Consider the following 17,148-nt stretch of genomic DNA (forward strand, 5'->3'; position numbering starts at 1 on the left):
ACATGGCCATTCCGGCCACACCACCGAACGGATCAGCGAGGCCCGCCCGATCGGCGAATCTCAACGTTCCGAACGCAATCACCATCGTCCGGATCCTGGCCGCTCCGGTTTTCATCTGGATGCTGCTTGCCGACGACGGGCAGGACGGCGGCCTCCGCTGGGCCGCAGCGATCCTGTTCATCGTCGCGATCGCCACCGACTGGGTCGACGGCGCCATCGCACGAAAGCACGGTCTGATCACCGACCTCGGTAAGCTCCTCGACCCCATCGCCGACAAGGTCCTCACCGGAGGTGCCCTCGTCGCTCTCTCGATCCTCGGCGAACTGCCCTGGTGGGTCACCATCCTCGTGCTCGTCCGTGAGGTCGGCATCACGGTTCACCGGATGATCGTGGCGACAGACCACGTCGTCGCAGCGGCGTGGATGGGAAAGCTCAAGACCGTCGCGCAGTCGATCGCGATTTCGTTTGCTCTGGTTCCCCTCAACACGGTCGTCGGTGACTGGATCTTCTGGGTGAACGGCGTGCTCATGACCATCGCCGTCCTGCTCACTGTCGCGAGCGGTATCGACTACGTGATCACCGAGTTCAAGGCTCGGCGGGCGCGATGACATCCGAGGCTCCGGCTCCGGCTGACGCGACCGCGGCGCTCATCGCGCGGCTCGCTGAGCGCGGCCTCACGGTGGCCGTTGCCGAGTCGCTGACCGGTGGACTCCTCGTCGCCGAACTCATCAGGCCACCCGGCGCGTCTGCCGTCGTGTTCGGCGGTGTCGTCGCATACGCCACTGAGCTGAAGCGCACCGTCCTCGGAGTGGACGGGGATCTGCTCGCCCAGTTCGGGCCGGTGGATCCGGAGGTTGCCCGTCAGATGGCATCCGGTGTGCGAACCGCGTTGGCGGTCGACGGACGCGTCGCCGACATCGGAATCTCCACCACGGGTGTGGCCGGTCCTGACCCCCAGGGCGGCAAGGCACCCGGAACGGTATACGTAGGGCTGTCGACGAGCGACGGTGCGCGGGCGCTCGAACTGCAGCTCGACGGCGACAGGACAACGATCCGAAGTGCGACGGTTGCTGCCGCGATCGCACTGATCGCGGATTCAGAGAAGAGTACAACGTCACCTGTCGCCGACCTTTGAGAAACTCGCGCGTCGTCGCCCGGGTTTCCGCGGGAATACGTGGTGTTACAACCCAGTTACACACTAGGTATTCACAAGAAAAAATCAGTGAGCGACAGTAAGGTTTTTCAGACGGATGGGTGTAGTAATGTTATCCAACCACGGGCTTACCAGTGGTCAGGCTGATCGGCAGAGAAGGAGGGGTCCCATGATTCTCGTACGTCAGGAAATCGGTGACGTGTTACGCGACTTCCGGCTGCAAAAGGGGCGGACTCTTCGCCAGGTTGCAAGCAAGGCAAGTGTTGCACTCGGTTATCTCAGTGAGGTTGAGCGCGGCCAGAAGGAAGCATCGAGCGAGATCCTCGCCTCGGTCGCAGACGCACTGGACACCCCGATCTCAGTCATCATGCGCGAAGTCGGTGACCGGCTCGCCGTCATCGAGGGGATCGCGCCCATTCCAGACACGGTTCCCGACGAGTTCGTTGCAGAACTCGACGCGGACCTGGTTGCCCGCTGACGCTGGCACACATAATTTCCGAATGCCCCGGCCCGCGACAGCGAGCCGGGGCATTCCTCGTCCGCTCGCGACCGCGAGCCCTCTATCTACAGTGAGCCGAGACAAGTGAAACTCAGCGAGTTCAGACTGGCCGTCACCACCGAGTTCGGTGGCGCATACGGGCGTGTCCTCACCAGCGACCTGGTGCTGCGCGAACTCGGTGGGCGCACGGCGGATGAAGCGCTGGCAGCGGGGGAGTCTCCGCGTAACGTCTGGATGGCGCTCTGCAAGGAATCGGACGTTCCCCGCGACCGCTGGCACGGCGTCGGGGTTCGGCCGCCTGTCCAGTAGCACCCGGATCTTCCTTCGACACGCCGAAGAATATTTCTCGAACACTCGTTCGGTCTGCGATAGGCTCCTACACAAGGGCCCATCTGGGGCAGTACGTCCACTGTTTTCCTCCCTCTGACTCAATGTCAGAGGTGCCTCATACAGTCGACACTGTTCACGAAAACGCTCCCAGCCTTGTTGAAGCCGAGTTCCGGCCCGACAGCCTATAGGCGCACCGCTATCGCACAGGAAGAGGCAGACATGCCATCAGTAGCAGACCGCGAGAAGTCCCTTGAAACGGCACTCGCCCAGATCGACCGTCAATTCGGCAAGGGTTCAGTCATGCGCCTCGGCAGCGATGAGCGGGCTCCAGTAGCAGTCATCCCTACCGGCTCAATCGCGCTTGACGTCGCGCTCGGCGTTGGCGGCCTTCCGCGTGGCCGCATCGTTGAGATCTACGGTCCTGAGTCATCGGGTAAGACCACACTCACGCTCCACGCGATTGCGAATGCGCAAAAGGCGGGCGGCATCGCGGCATTCATCGACGCGGAGCACGCACTCGACCCCGAGTACGCCAAGAAGCTCGGTGTCGACATCGACGCCTTGCTCGTCTCCCAGCCAGACACCGGTGAGCAGGCGCTCGAGATCGCCGACATGCTCGTGCGCTCGGGCTCCATCGACCTGATCGTGATCGACTCCGTTGCGGCACTGGTGCCGCGCGCCGAGATCGAGGGCGAGATGGGTGACTCCCACGTGGGTCTCCAGGCCCGACTGATGTCACAGGCGCTCCGCAAGCTCACCGGTGGACTCAGCCAGACCAACACCACAATGATCTTCATCAACCAGCTGCGCGAGAAGATCGGTGTCTTCTTCGGAAGCCCCGAGACCACCGCCGGCGGTAAGGCGCTCAAGTTCTACGCGTCGGTTCGACTCGACATCCGCCGGATTGAGACCCTCAAAGACGGAACGGATGCCGTCGGAAACCGTACGCGTGTGAAGGTCGTCAAGAACAAGATGGCGCCGCCGTTCAAGCAGGCCGAGTTCGACATTCTCTACGGCACAGGGATCTCCCGAGAGGGCAGCCTGATCGACTTCGGTGTCGAGCACCTGATCGTCAAAAAGTCGGGTTCCTGGTACACCTACGACGGTGAGCAGCTGGGTCAGGGTAAGGAAAACTCGCGTAACTTCCTGCTGACGAACCCCGACATCGCCAACGAGATCGAGTCGAAAATCAAGGCCAAGCTCGGAGTCGGTGTTGCCAAGGTCGAGGCGGAGGCACCAGCCGCTGCCACAGGTGCCAAGGTCAAGACCACGGCCGACCAGCTCGCTGCCAAGCGCGGCGCCTAGGCCTCCGTTATGGTTTCGTTTCGCGACCCGGGTCGGCCGGACACCCCGGCCGACCCGGCAGGCGGGAACCCCGCCGACAAGCCCGGCGAGAAGATCGCGCCGGTGACCTACCTGCGCGGTGCCGGGCACACGCCCGAGCCTGCACGCACGGGTACCAGGTCCGACGCCGATTCCTGGTTCGGGTCTGATCCCGAGCCGGCTGCGGAACGAACGACGTCCGGGGCGGGTTCGGAGTCCGAACGCGCTCCCGGAACGCGCTCCTCACCGCGCAAGCGGTCCGGCGGTTCAGCGGCCGGGCACCTTCGGGCGGTCGGTCGCGACGGTGCTGTCAGGGGCGGTGCTGCCATGGACAGTGGCGCCGAGCACGACGAGGACGAACCCGTCGAGCAGGTTGCCGACCCCGAAGCCGTCGAGTCGCTTCTCGTACGGAAGCTCGCCCGGAGGTCGCTCAGTGAGGCTGAGGTCCTCGCGTTTGCCGTTCAGGAGGGGCTGACCGCCGCACAGGCGAACACGATCCTCGACCGGCTTCGTGACCTGGGCTATGTCGATGACCGCGCCCTCGCCGAGCAGCTCAAGCACTCGCTGTCCGAACGCAAAGGACAGAGCAAGGCCGTCGTCGCTCGCGCCATGTCCGGTCGCTCGATCGACCGCGACATCATCACCGAGGTGCTCGATGACATCGAGCAGGATGATGAGCTCGGCGTCGCGACCGAACTCGCCCGCAAGCGCGCCTCGCAGATGTCAGGACTCGACAAGCAGACGCTGGAACGCAGGCTGACCGGTTTCCTCGCGCGACGCGGTTACCCCGGCAACATTGTGCGAGAGGCTATCGCGCCAGTGCTGACCGGCCGCTCGTCGTCACCGAGCTCGACGGTACGGTTCCGGTAGTTCGTTCGCCGTCGGTTGGCGCCCGTCCAGCTCGGGTGTGCGCCGACTGGCGCTCCTGCTGGCAACAACCTGCTCGCCGCTGGCACCGTGGGCATCAGGCAGCCAACGCGCCGCCACCACGCAGCCGCGTGCGAACGTAGACTGGGACAACCATGAGTAGCCTGCTTGAAACGCCCACAGTCATCACGCCGTCGACAGCGGCAACCGACGCGACCGGGCGTGCTCGCACGTATGAAGTGCGCACCTACGGCTGCCAGATGAACGTGCACGACTCCGAGCGGTTGAGCGGCTCGCTCGACGCCGCCGGCTACGTTCCCGCCGAGAGCGGGGCCGAGGCGGATGTTGTGGTCATCAACACCTGCGCCGTTCGCGAGAACGCCGACAACAAGCTCTATGGCAACCTCGGTTACCTCGCGAGCGTCAAGCGCCGCCATGAGGGCATGCAGATCGCCGTTGGCGGCTGTCTCGCGCAAAAAGACAAGAACGTCATCCTCGAGAAGGCGCCGTGGGTGGACGTTGTCTTCGGAACGCACAACATGGGCGCACTGCCGAACCTCCTCGAGCGCGCCCGCCACAATGAAGAGGCGCAGATCGAGATCCTCGAAGCGCTCGAGACCTTCCCATCCACGCTGCCGACCAAGCGCGAATCCAGCTACAGCGGCTGGGTGTCCATCTCCGTCGGATGCAACAACACCTGCACCTTCTGCATCGTCCCGTCCCTGCGCGGGAAAGAGAAAGACCGGCGGCCGGGTGAGATCCTCGCGGAGATCCAGGCGCTCGTCGATGACGGTGCTATCGAGGTGACGCTGCTCGGCCAGAACGTGAACTCCTACGGCGTCGAGTTCGGCGACCGCCAGGCGTTCAGCAAGCTGCTGCGTGCCGCCGGAGCCATTGACGGGCTCGAGAGGATTCGTTTCACGAGCCCCCACCCCGCGGCGTTCACCGACGACGTCATCGACGCGATGGCCGAGACGCCGAGCGTCATGCCTCAGCTGCACATGCCGCTGCAGTCCGGTTCCGACCGGATCCTCAAGGCGATGCGCCGGTCGTATCGCAGCGAGAAGTTCCTCGGCATCCTCGACAGGGTCCGGGCCCGCATGCCGCACGCGGCGATTTCGACAGACATCATCGTTGGCTTCCCCGGCGAAACCGAGGAGGACTTCCTCGAAACTCTCCGCGTGGTCGAAGCGGCGAGGTTCGCTACGGCATTCACCTTCCAGTACTCGATCCGTGAGGGGACCCCGGCTGCGACAATGCCGGACCAGGTGCCGAAGGAGGTCGTCCAGGAGCGCTTTGAGCGGTTGACCGCCCTTCAGGACCGCATCTGCCTCGAGGAGAACCAGAAGGTCGTCGGCCGCGAGATCGAGATCCTCGTCGCGGTCGGCGAAGGTCGCAAGGATTCCGCCAGCCACCGGTTGTCCGGCAGGGCTGAGGACTCCCGCCTCGTGCACTTCGAGGTGCCCGAAGGCTCGGCGGTCCCGCGCCCGGGAGACATCGTCACCGCCACAGTGACCCAGGCCGCGCCCTTTTACCTCATCGCTGATGCTCCCGCCGGAAGCGAACTCGTGGTGCGAAGGACCTCCGCCGGCGACGCATGGGACCGCGCGCAGGCAGAGTCGTGCGGCGTTCCCGCGCCCGGCGCCTCACCGAGCAGCCCTGGCCGCGTTTCACTGGGACTGCCAACCCTGCGCGTCGGTCCGCCCACGCCCGTCCACGGCGCACCGGTTCGGGCCCACGACGCGCCAGCTCAGGTCCAGGGCGGAATGACACCGATTTACGACGCACTGGACGGCGAACGCTGAACCCGCACAGCGACCCGCAGCTCATCGCGGTAGTTGGTCCGACCGGTACCGGAAAGAGCGAACTCTCGCTCAATATCGCCGAGGCCCTCGCGCGCACGGGCAGTGGCGCTGAGATCGTCAACGCGGATGCCATGCAGCTGTACCGCGGGATGGACATCGGCACGGCCAAGCTGCCTGAAAACGAGCGCAGGGGCATCCCGCACCACATGCTCGACATCCTCGATGTCGACGAAGAAGCCACTGTCGCCAGGTACCAGCCTCTCGCCAGGGCTGCGGTCACCGACATCCTCTCGCGGGGGAAATCCGCGATCCTCGTCGGTGGGTCCGGCCTGTATGTCTCGAGCGTCCTCTACGACTTCCAGTTCCCCGGCTCTGACCCCGCGATTCGGGCTCGACTCGAGCAGGAAGCAGCCACGCTTGGTCCCGGCATCCTGTACCAGCGGCTGGCCGCGCTCGACGTGGACGTTGCGTCGCGGATCGGGCCGCACAACACGCGGCGAATCGTGCGCGCCCTCGAGGTGGCCGAGATCACCGGTTCTCCCGTGGCGGGGATGCTGCCGGACGAGCCGGTGTACTGGCGCGAGTCGCGCATTATCGGGCTGTCGGCGCCGAGGCCGGAACTGACCGCACGCCTCGACCAGCGGGTGCACGGGATGTGGGTTGCCGGGCTGCTGGACGAGGTGGCGGCGCTGCGGGCGGCGGGGCTCGAGGGCGGTGTTACCGCGTCGCGGGCGATCGGATACGCGCAGGCGCTGAAGCAACTCGCGGGCGCGGCCACCGAGACGGAAGCGATTGAAGAAACGCAGCAGCTGACCCGGCGGTACGCCAGGCGGCAGATGAGCTGGTTCAAGCGCTATGCAGACATCGTCTGGCTGGATTACGACGCGCCTGACCTGGTCGAGAAGGCCATGGCATCCGTCACCGGCGCGACGCCCCAGGTTCCGCGCTGACCCTAGACTTGGGCGCATGGGATTCACTCTGCAGTTCACCAAGGGCCACGGCACTGGCAACGATTTCGTGCTCTACACGGACCCTGAGGGCGACCACCCACTGACCACCGCGCAGATTATCGCGGTGTGCGACCGGCACTTCGGTGTCGGCGCCGACGGCGTCATCCGCGCGGTCAGGTCGCGCAACATCGACGAGGGCGCGGCAGCCCTGGCCGAAGACGACGGCGCAGAGTGGTTCATGGACTACCACAATGCCGACGGGTCCATCGCGGAAATGTGCGGCAACGGCATCCGTGTCTACGCGCGGTACCTTATCGAGCAGGGTCTTGTTGAGCTGGAGTCGGGTGACACCCTCGCAATCGGAACCCGCGCCGGCGTCCGTGACGTCCAGCGCGCCACGAACGGGTTCCAGGTCGACCTCGGGCGCTGGAAGCTCGAGGGCGGAGAGCCGCTCGTGCGGGCCAAGGAGCTCAAGGTGGCGCGGCCGGGGCTCGGCATCAACGTTGGAAACCCGCACGTCGTCGTCGCTCTCGCAGACGAGGCAGAGCTTGAGTCGGCTGACCTTCACTACATTCCGCTGATCGAACCGGAACCCATCGATGGGGCCAACGTGGAATTCGTTGTGCCCTATGACCCGCTCATCAAGGACGGCGTTGCCCGCATCTCGATGAGGGTTCACGAACGGGGGAGCGGTGAGACTCTGTCGTGCGGCACCGGCGTCGCAGCTGCGGCTCTCGCGACGCGGCACTGGGCCGGGTCGGCGGCACCGAACGCGTGGCGCGTCGACGTTCCAGGAGGAACGCTCGGTGTGCGGATGTTCGCGACGCAGGACGGCGAGCACGTCGGCCTGTCCGGCCCGGCCGACCTCGTCTACACCGGCACTCTTGAGCTCGGCTAGCGTCGGTCCGTCAGTTCATCCGTCAGTTCGCTTCAGCGCGGAGTGCCCGCAGCACGCGGTACCCCTTGCTGATCGTCTCTTTGGTGAACTCGAAATCGTCGCCCATGCTCTCCTGCAGCCAGCGGTGCAGGCTGTCTGAGCCGAGGTTGCGCTGCACGACGAGCCAGGCGTCTGAACCCGGTTCCAGGCGAGGGAGCCAGCGCTCGAGCATGGCGTGAAGCTCGTTCTTGCCGACGCGGATGGGCGGGTTCGACCAGATGGTCTGGAACAGGACGTCGTCGGGAACCTGATCGGGCTGCACTGCAGTGATATTGGTGAGCCCGAGCTTCTCAGCGTTCATCCGCAGCAGATCGAGCGCGCGCTCGTTGACATCCACCGCCCAAACGTGAGCGCCTGGCGCCTCTAGGGCGAGTGTCAGGGAGATCGGTCCCCAGCCGCAGCCCAGGTCGAGAAGGTTGCCGCTCTGGGGCGGAGTCGGGGCGTTCGCTAAGAGCACCTGCGTCCCCGGGTCGATCCGGTCCGGGCTGAAAATCCCGTTCGAGGTGGTGAGTTCGTAGTCCTGGCCTGAGAGCCGAACGGAAACCGTGCGGAGCTTGAGTTCGGTTCCGGGTACGCCCGTAAAATAATGATCGCTGGCCATAGGGGAACGTTACCGCAAAGCAACTAGGCTTAACTGATGAGCAAGTCCACCGAATCAACCCCAGAGAACACCGAAACACCCATCGACGACGATGCAGTATCGCGGGTGTTGCGCAACGCTGAGTCCCGCGCGGGCGGCTATTCGCTCTTCGGTTCGAGTCAGGCCGATGCCCTGCAGGACAGGTCCACGACCGGTGAGTCCGGGCACGATGGATTCGACGGCGAGCAGCAGGACCGGGAAGACCGCCAGGCGCTCCGCCGCGTTGCCAACCTGTCTACCGAGCTCGAGGACGTCACCGAGGTCGAGTACCGGCAGCTGCGCATCGAGAACGTCGTTCTCATCGGCGTGTACCCGCAGGGCGCGCAGGAGGATGCAGAGAACTCGATCCGCGAGCTCGCTGCCCTCGCTGAAACCGCAGGCGCCGTCGTCCTCGACGGCATGCTGCAGCGCCGCCCGAATCCCGACCCCAGCACCTACCTCGGCAAGGGAAAGGCCGAGGAACTGCGCGGCATCGTCGCAGCGCTCGGCGCAGACACCGTGATCGCCGACACCGAACTCGCGCCAAGCCAGCGGCGTGCGCTAGAGGACGTCGTGAAGGTCAAGGTCATCGACCGTACCGCCGTCATCCTCGACATCTTCAGCCAGCACGCCAAGAGCCGCGAGGGCAAGGCCCAGGTCGAGCTCGCCCAGCTTGAGTACCTCCTGCCGCGACTCCGCGGTTGGGGTGACTCGATGTCCCGCCAGGCCGGTGGCCAGGTGGGCGGCGCCGGCGCCGGAATGGGTTCACGTGGTCCTGGTGAAACCAAGATCGAACTCGACCGACGCCGCATCCACACCCGGATGGCGAAGCTGCGCAAGCAGATCAAGGGCTTCGGGCCGGCCCGCGAGGCCAAGCGGGCCAACCGCAACCGCTTCGAGGTGCCGAGCGTCGCTATTGCCGGGTACACCAACGCCGGCAAGTCGAGTCTGCTCAACCGGATCACGAAGGCCGGCGTGCTGGTCGAGAACGCACTCTTTGCAACGCTCGACGCGACGGTTCGGAAGACCCAGACCGAGGACGGCCGGCTCTACACGCTCTCCGACACCGTCGGATTCGTCCGAAACCTGCCGCACCAGCTCGTCGAGGCGTTCCGCTCCACCCTGGAAGAGGTGGCGGAGTCGGATGTCATCGTGCACGTGGTCGACGCATCGCATCCGGACCCTGCATCCCAGATCAGCACTGTCCGCGACGTGATCGGTGATGTCGGCGCCCGCGATATTCCAGAGATCGTGGTCTTCAACAAGAGCGATCTCGTCAGCGAGGACGACCGGCTCGTGCTCCGCGGACTGGAACCCAAGGCGATCTTCGCTTCGGCGCGCACCGGTGAGGGGATCGACGAGATCCTGGCCCGTATCGCGGAGCTGCTGCCGAGTCCGACAGTCCCGCTTCACCTGCTCGTCCCGTACGACCGGGGAGACATCATTTCGATGCTCCACCGCCGCGGAAAGGTCGAGAAGCTGGACTACGAGGAAGACGGCACCGAGGTGCGCGCACTCGCGTCGGAGGAACTCGCCGCACAGGTGTCCGAGTTCGCGATCGCCGAGTAAACGCGAAGCGGCGACGTCACACGTCTGGTCTGTTAACGAACGGATGCCCCGGGTCTGTACCCGGGGCATCCGATCGTTAAGCGGGCGTCAGGCGCCCCACCGTGAGTGGCTACACCGCGCGGAGGACCGCAACGATCTTGCCGAGCACGTCGGCTTCGTCGCCGAGGATCGGTTCGAAGTTCGTATTGCGGGGGAGCAGCCAGGTGTGGCCATCGCGCTGGCGGAACACCTTGACCGTGGCTTCACCATCGAGCATGGCAGCGACGATGTCGCCGTTCTCGGCCGTCGGCTGCTGACGGACGACGACCCAGTCGCCGTCGCAGATCGCTGCGTCGATCATCGACTCACCCGAGACCTTGAGCATGAACAGCTCGCCCTTGCCCACGAGCTGACGGGGCAGGGGGAAGACCTCTTCGACCTGCTGGTCAGCGGTAATCGGCACCCCGGCAGCGATGCGTCCGACCAGGGGCACCATCGCGGCGTCGCCGACCGGTGTTGAGCTTTCGAAGTCGGCAACGTTCGAGGGGGAGGGCAGGTCGATCAGGATCTCGAGTGCACGGGGCCGATTGGGGTCCCTGCGCAGGTAACCGCTCAACTCGAGCTGGTTGAGCTGGTGCGTCACGCTTGAGAGTGACGCGAGTCCGACCGCGTCGCCGATTTCGCGCATGCTCGGCGGGTAGCCGCGGCTCTGCACGGAGCGCTGGATCACGTCGAGGATCGCCAGCTGCTTCTCGCTCAGGCTCTTGCGGCGGCGCGTGGTCGGCTTCTCTGCCGGCACGCGCTTGGCCTTCCGTGCCTTTGGAGCGGCAGATGAAACAGCGGCATCCGGCTCGTTCTCAGCCGTGATATTCGCGTTGTCGAGCGTCATGTCACTCCCGTCTGGCGGGCAGCCCCGGCCAATGTCAGTGGTCACTGGTTGAGTCTCAACCATCAATCGAAACTCTATCCGTCCCGAGGGGCCCCAGCAAAGATTTGTTCGAGTGTGTCGGGCAAATTCTGCAAAAAAGTCCGAAGAAGGACTTGAATGTTCGAACAATCGAATATAGATTCGGAATACAGGTTCGTATTCGGCCCTCCCGGCCGAGGGCCGGATACGAATTCTTCGAATCGCCACACAACAGTTCACAGCACGAACCGGAGGCGCACCATGAGCACCGCAGTCATCACCCCCATTCACTCTCTCTCACGTCCAGCCGCACGGCGCCCCGAGGCGCCGCGCCCGTCGAACCCGCGTACACAGGCCGCCGGAGGCGACTCCTCAGCGATGATCGCACGCCCCACCGGGCGCATCCGACTCACCCGGCGCGGTCGCATTGTCCTGACTTCGCTCGCCGCTGCTCCGTTCATCGCTCTCGCGGCCTGGCTCGGACTCAACGCCGGCGCCGCAGCGGCGTCGTCGTCCCCGAGCTCGGCCTCGTTCGAGTACGTCACTGTCGAACACGGTGACTCCCTGTGGTCCCTCGCGGGCACGCTGGCTCCCGATGCCGACCCTCGTGATGTGATCGCCGACGTGATGGCCCTCAACCAGCTCGAAACGTCCACGGTCGTTCCCGGGCAGAACATCGCCATTCCCGAGCGATACACGGCTCCGTAACGCACACCGAAGCGCAAGGCGCGGCGGGTAAACTTCCGGGGTGAGTTCCCTCGATGCCCTGCCCATCCGCGATGATCTTCGTGGCAAGTCCCCGTACGGCGCACCCCAGAAGGTCGTGCCCGTCGCCCTGAACGTCAACGAGAACACGCATCCGATTCCCGAAGACGTGGCCCACGATATCGTGACCGCCCTCGCCCGCGCTGTGCTCGGCGTGAACCGATACCCCGACCGCGAGTTCACCGAACTACGGATCAGCCTCGCCGGTTACCTCGGGCACGGTCTCAGTGCCGATCACATCTGGGCCGCGAACGGCTCGAACGAGGTTCTGCAGCAGGTTCTCCAGGCTTTCGGCGGACCTGGCCGCTCGGTGCTCGGGTTCAGCCCGACCTATTCCATGTACCCGCTGCTGGCCGCAGGCACCGGAACCCAGTGGATTGCCGCCGAGCGTGACGCCGACTACGAGATCTCGCCCGAGACCGCCAGCGCCGCCGTTCGCCGCGAACGCCCCGACGTCGTGATTCTCTGTTCTCCGAACAACCCCACCGGGACCCCGCTTGGGCTCGACACCATCGAGGCCGTCTATGACGCGACCGATGGCATCGTGGTCGTGGACGAGGCGTACTTCGAGTTCGCCCCAGAGGGGACTCCAAGCGCGCTGTCCCTTCTCGACGGGCGCGACCGGTTGCTCGTGTCACGAACCATGAGCAAAGCCTTCGCATTTGCCGGCGCACGGGTGGGCTACCTCGCTGCGGCGCCGGCGGTAACGGACGCGCTTCGCCTGGTGCGCCTTCCGTACCACCTCTCCGCACTCACGCAAGCCGCGGCGATTGCTGCCCTTGCACACAGCGGCGAAATGCTCGCCATGGTCGATGACATCAAGAACCAGCGCGACCGCATCAGCGCTGGCCTCGCCGACCTGGGCTACCGCCCGTACCGGAGCCACAGCAACTTCGTGCTGTTCGGAGGCGTTGACGATCCGGCAGCACTGTTCGAGTCACTGCTCGAGCGCGGAGTGCTCATCCGGGATATCGGCCTCGCCAATCAGATGCGGGTTTCGGCGGGTACCGAGGCAGAGACGACCGCGTTCCTCGAAGCCATTGCGGCGGTAAGCTCGAAGTCATGAGCCAGCCGCAGCGCACCGCCCGGATCCAGCGCGAGACGAGCGAATCGAGCATCGACCTCACGCTCAACCTCGATGGGACCGGTGTCAGTGATATTCACACCACCGTGCCCTTTTACGATCACCTCCTGACGGCGTTCGCCAAGCACGCACTGGTCGACCTCACGGTGAGGGCCACCGGCGACATCGAGATCGATGTGCACCACACGGTGGAAGACATTGGCATCGCACTCGGGCAGGCCATCAAGCAGGCGCTCGGCACCAAGGAGGGCATTTCGCGCTTTGGCGACGCTCTCGTTCCCCTCGACGAGGCACTCGTCCAGGCCGTCGTCGACATTTCCGGTCGGCCGTACCTCGTGCACTCCGGCGAGCCCGCGGGGTTCGAGTTCCACCTCATCGGTGGTCACTTCACCGGGTCGATGGTGAGGCACGTGTTCGAAGCCATTGCGTTCAACGCCGCACTCACCGTTCACGTCACCGTGCTCGGCGGGCGCGACCCACACCACATCGCCGAGGCCGAGTTCAAGGCATTCGCGCGGGCGTTCCGGCAGGCGAAGGCTCTCGATCCTCTCGTGACCGGCATCCCATCGACGAAGGGCGCACTGTGACGGGATCGTCACGGCCAAGCGTTGTTGTTCTCGACTACGGGAGCGGCAACGTCCACTCCGCGGTCAAGGCACTTGAAGCGGCGGGCGCCGACGTCGAGCTGACCGGTGACCGACGCAAGGCACTCGAGGCCGACGGTCTTCTCGTGCCCGGTGTTGGAGCGTTCAGCGCGGTCATGGAACAGCTCTCCACCTCGCGCGGGGGTGAAGTGATCGATCGCCGGCTGGCCGGTGGTCGCAAGGTCATGGGCATCTGTGTCGGGATGCAGATTCTGTTCGAGCGCGGTGTTGAACGCGGCGTCGACACAGAGGGCCTCGGAGAGTGGCCGGGCGTCGTGACGGAACTCGACGCGCCCGTTCTCCCGCACATCGGCTGGAACACGGTCGACGCGCCCGAAGACTCCGTCCTCTTCCGCGGCATCCGCGACGAACGCTTCTATTTCGTGCACTCGTACGCCGCGCAGGACTGGAAGCTCGAGGTGATGCCGCCGTTCCACGAGCCGGCACTGACGTGGGCCGAACACGGAACCCGGTTCCTCGCCGCCGTCGAAAACGGACCGCTGAGCGCGACGCAGTTCCACCCGGAGAAGTCCGGCGATGCCGGCATCCGCTTGCTGGCCAACTGGGTCGGCTCTCTCACATCGGACTGACCCTCCGCATTCTTTCGAATGGCACGCTCGTGCCGCACCACACAACCAAGGACAATTCATGAGTGAGTTCAACACGACCCCGAAGCTTGTGCTGCTTCCGGCTGTCGACGTCGCCGGCGGCAAAGCCGTCCGTCTGACCCAGGGCGAGGCGGGCACGGAGACCAGCTACGGCGATCCGGTCGACGCCGCCGCTGACTGGGCGCGCCAGGGCGCCGAGTGGATCCACCTGGTGGACCTCGATGCCGCATTCGGCCGCGGGAACAACGCGGGTGTGATCCGCAAGGTGATCAAGCAGGTCCGCGGTGTGAACGTCGAACTCTCCGGTGGCATCCGCGACGACGCGTCACTCAAGGCAGCTCTCGCGACCGGCGCCAAGCGAATCAACCTCGGTACAGCGGCGCTGGAGAACCCGGAGTGGGCCGCGAACGTCATCGGCCAGTACGGCGAAGCCGTCGCGGTCGGCCTCGATGTCCGCGGAACCACACTCGCGGCACGCGGCTGGACCCGTGAGGGCGGCGACCTGTGGACGGTCATCGACCGGCTCGAGCGGGCCGGCTGCGCCCGCTATGTCGTCACCGACGTGACGAAGGATGGCACCCTTCAGGGGCCCAACGTCGACCTGCTTCGCCAGGTGATGGAGCGGACCAACCGACCGGTCATCGCGTCCGGTGGAGTGTCGAGCCTCGACGACCTCGTCGCCCTGCGCGAACTCGTGCCGCTCGGGCTCGAGGGTGCGATCGTCGGCAAGGCGCTCTACGCGGGTGCATTCACCCTGGCTGAGGCGCTGGATGTCGCATCCGACTAATCCCGCAGACTCGGCCGGGCAGCCCTGGGAGGGCCGCCAGTTCGGCGAGAACGCTTTTGCCGGCGACGATGGGTCTGCGCCACCTCAGCTGATCGACGCGCTCACGCGATTCGCGGATGGGCGAGCGGGGGAGGATGCCGTCGTCGACGCGTTCCGCTCGTCGCGGCTGCTCATCCCACTCGTGACCCACGCCGGCGACGTCGGAGTGAACGCGCATGGCCAGAAAGTCGATAAGACCCAGGAGTTGTCCATCGTGACCGTCGCCGGTCCCGACGGCCGTAACGTGCTGCCGGTCTTCTCGTCGGTGGCCGCCATGCAGTCCTGGAACACGATCGCGCGACCGGTGCCGGCCGACGGCATCCGCGTTGCTCTCGCAGCGGCGAGTGAGAACACAGACCTCGTCGTGCTCGACCCGACGAACGACACCGAGTTCGCCATTCGGCGGCCGGCGTTGTGGGCCATCGCCCAGTCGCTCCCGTGGCAGCCCGCGTACGCGAACCCGGATGTGCTCGACGCGTTTCTTACGAGCGCGCGCTCCGAGCTGGCGGTGCTCGACGTCAGGCTGGAGTCGGGTGACGCGCGGGCGCGGCTGGCCGGCCCTGAACTCATCGCCCACCTCGAACTGATCGACGGCCTCACGCGCAGTGAGCTCGACGCCGTGCTCTCGAGGCTCGCCCAGCGGTGGGCGGCGAGCGACGTGATCGCGACGATGGTCGACTCGCTCGCGGTGCGGCTCGAAGCGTCCCGCTGATCCGGGCGGAACGCGCGCGCGGAAGGCGCGCGTTGGTGCGCGTTCGACCGTCGCTGATGCATGGTTCCGGCGCGTTTGCCGTGCATCTGTGACAGATGAACGGCGCGGGCGCGACGCGGAGCGCCTTCGCCCGCGCCTGTGGGTGGAGCGGGGGACCTAGTTGACCGGGCCGGTCCACTTCTCGCCGGGGCCCTTGCCCACGGGGTCAGGGATGACGGATGCCTCACGGAACGCCAGCTGCAGCGACCGAAGCCCATCACGAAGGCTGCGCGCGTGCATGTCGCTGATCTCGGGGGCTCCCGCGGTGATCAGGCCGGCAAGGGCGTTGATCAGCTTGCGTGCCTCGTCGAGGTCCTGCTGCGACTCGGGGTCGTCGGCGAGGCCACATTTGACCGCCGCCGCGCTCATGAGGTGGACGGCCGTCGTCGTGATGACTTCGACGGCGCCGACGTCTGCGATGTCGCGGGTTGCGTCGGACGCAGCGTCCTCGACGTTGTCGTATGGGGATTCGTTAGTGCTCAATGCCAACCTCTGCTAGACTCTAAGACGGCTCCGGGACTAAAGTTCCGGTACGAAAGAGGAAAATTCCCACCCGCGCTTGACCGCTTCACTAAGGTTACCGGGTTGTTGTACTCCGCCAGACGCATGGTTTCCATGCTGAGGTAGACAGGGTACGAGCCACTGTGATGGATTTATTTCCGTCATGGTTGTGGTGTGTGACTTCTCCTCTCTCGCTTGATCCAGGCATCCGTCTGAATTAAAAGTCAGAGATTGAGTTAGAGGAGTAACGCATTAGCGATCCCCGTACAAACGACCGTATCCGAGTCCCCGAGGTCCGCCTCGTGGGTCCCGCCGGAGAACAGGTCGGCGTTGTCAAGATTGAGGTAGCACTGCGCCTGGCGCAGGAAGCTGAGCTCGATCTCGTCGAGGTCGCCCCGAACTCCAAGCCTCCGGTCGCGAAGATCATGGATTACGGCAAGTTCAAGTACGAGGCTGCGCAGAAGGCCAAGGAGGCCAGGCGTAACCAGGCGAACACCATCCTCAAAGAGGTTCGGTTCCGTCTCAAGATCGACAAGCACGACTACGAAACAAAGCGCAAGCGCGCCGAGGGCTTCCTCAAGGCTGGTGACAAGGTCAAAGCAATGATCCTGTTCCGCGGTCGTGAGCAGTCACGGCCCGACCAGGGTGTTCGCTTGCTCCAAAAATTTGCCGAAGATGTTTCGGAACTGGGCACTGTTGAGTCCACTCCGACCATCGATGGTCGAAACATGGTCATGGTGATCGGCCCTCTGAAAAACAAGTCAGAGGCCAAGGCCGAAGCCAACGCACAACGTGCTGCCAATAAAGCAGCGAAGCAGGAGGAAGACAATGCCTAAGCAGAAGACCCATTCCGGTGCCAAGAAGCGATTCAAGCTCACCGGTTCCGGCAAGATCAAGAAGCAGCAGTCGGGCATGCGCCACAACCTCGAGGTGAAGTCCGGACAGCGTAAGCGTCGCTTGAACACCGACCAGCTCGTCTCGAAGGCTGACACCAAGAACATCAAGAAGCTTCTCGGTCACTAAGACCTGAA

Annotated in this window: 21 protein-coding genes; 18 read left to right on the forward strand and 3 right to left on the reverse strand. The window is 65.0% G+C overall.

All coding sequences use genetic code 11. The annotated features are described in order from the left end of the window. The first annotated feature begins 2 nt into the window (after positions 1-2). The 9 genes from pgsA to dapF all read left to right on the forward strand — a co-directional run bounded on the left by pgsA (position 3) and on the right by dapF (position 7,825). The gene (gene pgsA, locus AC1X6S_RS11215) at positions 3-608 is read left to right on the forward strand and encodes a CDP-diacylglycerol--glycerol-3-phosphate 3-phosphatidyltransferase (protein ID WP_483405816.1); all 606 of its coding nucleotides are present in this window, start codon (positions 3-5) and stop codon (positions 606-608) included. After that, entirely contained in the window at positions 605-1,135 is a 531-nt protein-coding gene (locus AC1X6S_RS11220; protein ID WP_483405817.1) for a CinA family protein, read from the forward strand. The genes pgsA and AC1X6S_RS11220 overlap by 4 nt, the downstream gene beginning before the upstream one ends. Before the next feature lie 187 nt (positions 1,136-1,322). After that, positions 1,323-1,631, forward strand: a complete 309-nt coding sequence (locus AC1X6S_RS11225; protein WP_108390619.1) for a helix-turn-helix domain-containing protein — start codon at positions 1,323-1,325, stop codon at positions 1,629-1,631. A gap of 105 nt (positions 1,632-1,736) precedes the next feature. Beyond that, positions 1,737-1,961: a DUF3046 domain-containing protein gene (locus tag AC1X6S_RS11230; RefSeq protein WP_483405818.1), complete on the forward strand. Its 225-nt coding sequence runs from the start codon at positions 1,737-1,739 to the stop codon at positions 1,959-1,961. A gap of 240 nt (positions 1,962-2,201) precedes the next feature. Continuing rightward, the gene (recA, locus tag AC1X6S_RS11235; protein ID WP_483405819.1) at positions 2,202-3,287 is read left to right on the forward strand and encodes a recombinase RecA; all 1,086 of its coding nucleotides are present in this window, start codon (positions 2,202-2,204) and stop codon (positions 3,285-3,287) included. A 9-nt stretch (positions 3,288-3,296) separates the two neighbouring features. Beyond that, the gene (locus tag AC1X6S_RS11240; protein WP_483405820.1) at positions 3,297-4,175 is read left to right on the forward strand and encodes a regulatory protein RecX; all 879 of its coding nucleotides are present in this window, start codon (positions 3,297-3,299) and stop codon (positions 4,173-4,175) included. A gap of 152 nt (positions 4,176-4,327) precedes the next feature. Beyond that, the gene (gene miaB / locus AC1X6S_RS11245; RefSeq protein WP_483405821.1) at positions 4,328-5,977 is read left to right on the forward strand and encodes a tRNA (N6-isopentenyl adenosine(37)-C2)-methylthiotransferase MiaB; all 1,650 of its coding nucleotides are present in this window, start codon (positions 4,328-4,330) and stop codon (positions 5,975-5,977) included. Beyond that, positions 5,974-6,927, forward strand: coding sequence for a tRNA (adenosine(37)-N6)-dimethylallyltransferase MiaA (miaA, locus tag AC1X6S_RS11250; RefSeq protein ID WP_483405910.1), 954 nt, complete (start codon positions 5,974-5,976; stop codon positions 6,925-6,927). The genes miaB and miaA overlap by 4 nt, the downstream gene beginning before the upstream one ends. A gap of 16 nt (positions 6,928-6,943) precedes the next feature. Continuing rightward, complete coding sequence (dapF, locus tag AC1X6S_RS11255; protein WP_483405822.1) at positions 6,944-7,825, forward strand: diaminopimelate epimerase; 882 nt, start codon at positions 6,944-6,946, stop codon at positions 7,823-7,825. A 22-nt stretch (positions 7,826-7,847) separates the two neighbouring features. Here the strand turns inward: dapF and AC1X6S_RS11260 are convergent, their stop codons facing one another. Next, positions 7,848-8,465, reverse strand: coding sequence for a class I SAM-dependent methyltransferase (locus AC1X6S_RS11260; RefSeq protein ID WP_483405823.1), 618 nt, complete (start codon positions 8,463-8,465; stop codon positions 7,848-7,850). A 36-nt stretch (positions 8,466-8,501) separates the two neighbouring features. Here AC1X6S_RS11260 and hflX point away from each other — a divergent pair, with 36 nt between their 5' ends. Continuing rightward, complete coding sequence (gene hflX / locus AC1X6S_RS11265; protein ID WP_483405824.1) at positions 8,502-10,052, forward strand: GTPase HflX; 1,551 nt, start codon at positions 8,502-8,504, stop codon at positions 10,050-10,052. A gap of 109 nt (positions 10,053-10,161) precedes the next feature. Here hflX and lexA read toward each other — a convergent pair whose 3' ends face one another. Next, the gene (gene lexA / locus AC1X6S_RS11270; RefSeq protein ID WP_483405825.1) at positions 10,162-10,965 is read right to left on the reverse strand and encodes a transcriptional repressor LexA; all 804 of its coding nucleotides are present in this window, start codon (positions 10,963-10,965) and stop codon (positions 10,162-10,164) included. 234 nt (positions 10,966-11,199) lie between these two features. Between lexA and AC1X6S_RS11275 the strand changes: the two genes are divergently transcribed. Genes AC1X6S_RS11275 through AC1X6S_RS11300 form a run of 6 tightly spaced genes read left to right on the forward strand, consistent with a single transcriptional unit; the run spans position 11,200 to position 15,577 of the window. Continuing rightward, a complete protein-coding gene (locus AC1X6S_RS11275) occupies positions 11,200-11,646 on the forward strand; it encodes a LysM peptidoglycan-binding domain-containing protein (protein WP_483405826.1) in 447 nt (148 codons plus the stop codon). A 40-nt stretch (positions 11,647-11,686) separates the two neighbouring features. Continuing rightward, positions 11,687-12,769 carry a histidinol-phosphate transaminase gene (locus tag AC1X6S_RS11280; protein WP_483405827.1) on the forward strand — a complete coding sequence of 361 codons (1,083 nt, stop codon included), beginning with the start codon at positions 11,687-11,689 and terminating at the stop codon, positions 12,767-12,769. Then, on the forward strand, positions 12,766-13,374 hold the full coding sequence (gene hisB / locus AC1X6S_RS11285; RefSeq protein ID WP_483405828.1) for an imidazoleglycerol-phosphate dehydratase HisB: 609 nt from the start codon (positions 12,766-12,768) through the stop codon (positions 13,372-13,374). The genes AC1X6S_RS11280 and hisB overlap by 4 nt, the downstream gene beginning before the upstream one ends. Next, on the forward strand, positions 13,371-14,021 hold the full coding sequence (gene hisH, locus AC1X6S_RS11290; RefSeq protein ID WP_483405829.1) for an imidazole glycerol phosphate synthase subunit HisH: 651 nt from the start codon (positions 13,371-13,373) through the stop codon (positions 14,019-14,021). Before hisB ends, hisH begins: the two co-directional genes overlap by 4 nt. 58 nt (positions 14,022-14,079) lie before the next feature. Then, positions 14,080-14,826, forward strand: coding sequence for a bifunctional 1-(5-phosphoribosyl)-5-((5-phosphoribosylamino)methylideneamino)imidazole-4-carboxamide isomerase/phosphoribosylanthranilate isomerase PriA (gene priA, locus AC1X6S_RS11295; protein ID WP_483405830.1), 747 nt, complete (start codon positions 14,080-14,082; stop codon positions 14,824-14,826). Next, positions 14,810-15,577 (forward strand): SseB family protein, encoded by a 768-nt coding sequence (locus AC1X6S_RS11300; protein WP_483405831.1) that lies wholly within the window; start codon positions 14,810-14,812, stop codon positions 15,575-15,577. Before priA ends, AC1X6S_RS11300 begins: the two co-directional genes overlap by 17 nt. 156 nt (positions 15,578-15,733) lie before the next feature. Here AC1X6S_RS11300 and AC1X6S_RS11305 read toward each other — a convergent pair whose 3' ends face one another. Then, the gene (locus AC1X6S_RS11305; RefSeq protein ID WP_198410458.1) at positions 15,734-16,099 is read right to left on the reverse strand and encodes a DUF1844 domain-containing protein; all 366 of its coding nucleotides are present in this window, start codon (positions 16,097-16,099) and stop codon (positions 15,734-15,736) included. Positions 16,100-16,368: 269 nt separating this feature from the next. Between AC1X6S_RS11305 and infC the strand changes: the two genes are divergently transcribed. Both infC and rpmI read left to right on the forward strand, forming a co-directional pair. Next, positions 16,369-16,953: a translation initiation factor IF-3 gene (gene infC, locus AC1X6S_RS11310; protein WP_108390633.1), complete on the forward strand. Its 585-nt coding sequence runs from the start codon at positions 16,369-16,371 to the stop codon at positions 16,951-16,953. Then, the gene (gene rpmI / locus AC1X6S_RS11315) at positions 16,946-17,140 is read left to right on the forward strand and encodes a 50S ribosomal protein L35 (RefSeq protein ID WP_108390634.1); all 195 of its coding nucleotides are present in this window, start codon (positions 16,946-16,948) and stop codon (positions 17,138-17,140) included. The genes infC and rpmI overlap by 8 nt, the downstream gene beginning before the upstream one ends. Positions 17,141-17,148: the final 8 nt, after the last annotated feature.

It is taken from the genome of Mycetocola sp. Y442 (assembly GCF_056898615.1).

Excerpts from the sequence above, each read along its gene's own strand:
- pgsA (WP_483405816.1), top strand. The coding sequence starts at position 3 with ATGGCCATTCCGGCCACACCACCGAACGGATCAGCGAGGCCCGCCCGA.
- AC1X6S_RS11240 (WP_483405820.1), top strand. The coding sequence starts at position 3,297 with ATGGTTTCGTTTCGCGACCCGGGTCGGCCGGACACCCCGGCCGACCCG.
- rpmI (WP_108390634.1), top strand. The coding sequence starts at position 16,946 with ATGCCTAAGCAGAAGACCCATTCCGGTGCCAAGAAGCGATTCAAGCTC.
- priA (WP_483405830.1), top strand. The coding sequence starts at position 14,080 with ATGAGTGAGTTCAACACGACCCCGAAGCTTGTGCTGCTTCCGGCTGTC.
- dapF (WP_483405822.1), top strand. The coding sequence starts at position 6,944 with ATGGGATTCACTCTGCAGTTCACCAAGGGCCACGGCACTGGCAACGAT.
- AC1X6S_RS11220 (WP_483405817.1), top strand. The coding sequence starts at position 605 with ATGACATCCGAGGCTCCGGCTCCGGCTGACGCGACCGCGGCGCTCATC.
- recA (WP_483405819.1), top strand. The coding sequence starts at position 2,202 with ATGCCATCAGTAGCAGACCGCGAGAAGTCCCTTGAAACGGCACTCGCC.
- AC1X6S_RS11300 (WP_483405831.1), top strand. The coding sequence starts at position 14,810 with ATGTCGCATCCGACTAATCCCGCAGACTCGGCCGGGCAGCCCTGGGAG.
- hisB (WP_483405828.1), top strand. The coding sequence starts at position 12,766 with ATGAGCCAGCCGCAGCGCACCGCCCGGATCCAGCGCGAGACGAGCGAA.
- hflX (WP_483405824.1), top strand. The coding sequence starts at position 8,502 with ATGAGCAAGTCCACCGAATCAACCCCAGAGAACACCGAAACACCCATC.
- AC1X6S_RS11225 (WP_108390619.1), top strand. The coding sequence starts at position 1,323 with ATGATTCTCGTACGTCAGGAAATCGGTGACGTGTTACGCGACTTCCGG.
- miaB (WP_483405821.1), top strand. The coding sequence starts at position 4,328 with ATGAGTAGCCTGCTTGAAACGCCCACAGTCATCACGCCGTCGACAGCG.
- AC1X6S_RS11260 (WP_483405823.1), bottom strand. The coding sequence starts at position 8,465 with ATGGCCAGCGATCATTATTTTACGGGCGTACCCGGAACCGAACTCAAG.
- AC1X6S_RS11275 (WP_483405826.1), top strand. The coding sequence starts at position 11,200 with ATGAGCACCGCAGTCATCACCCCCATTCACTCTCTCTCACGTCCAGCC.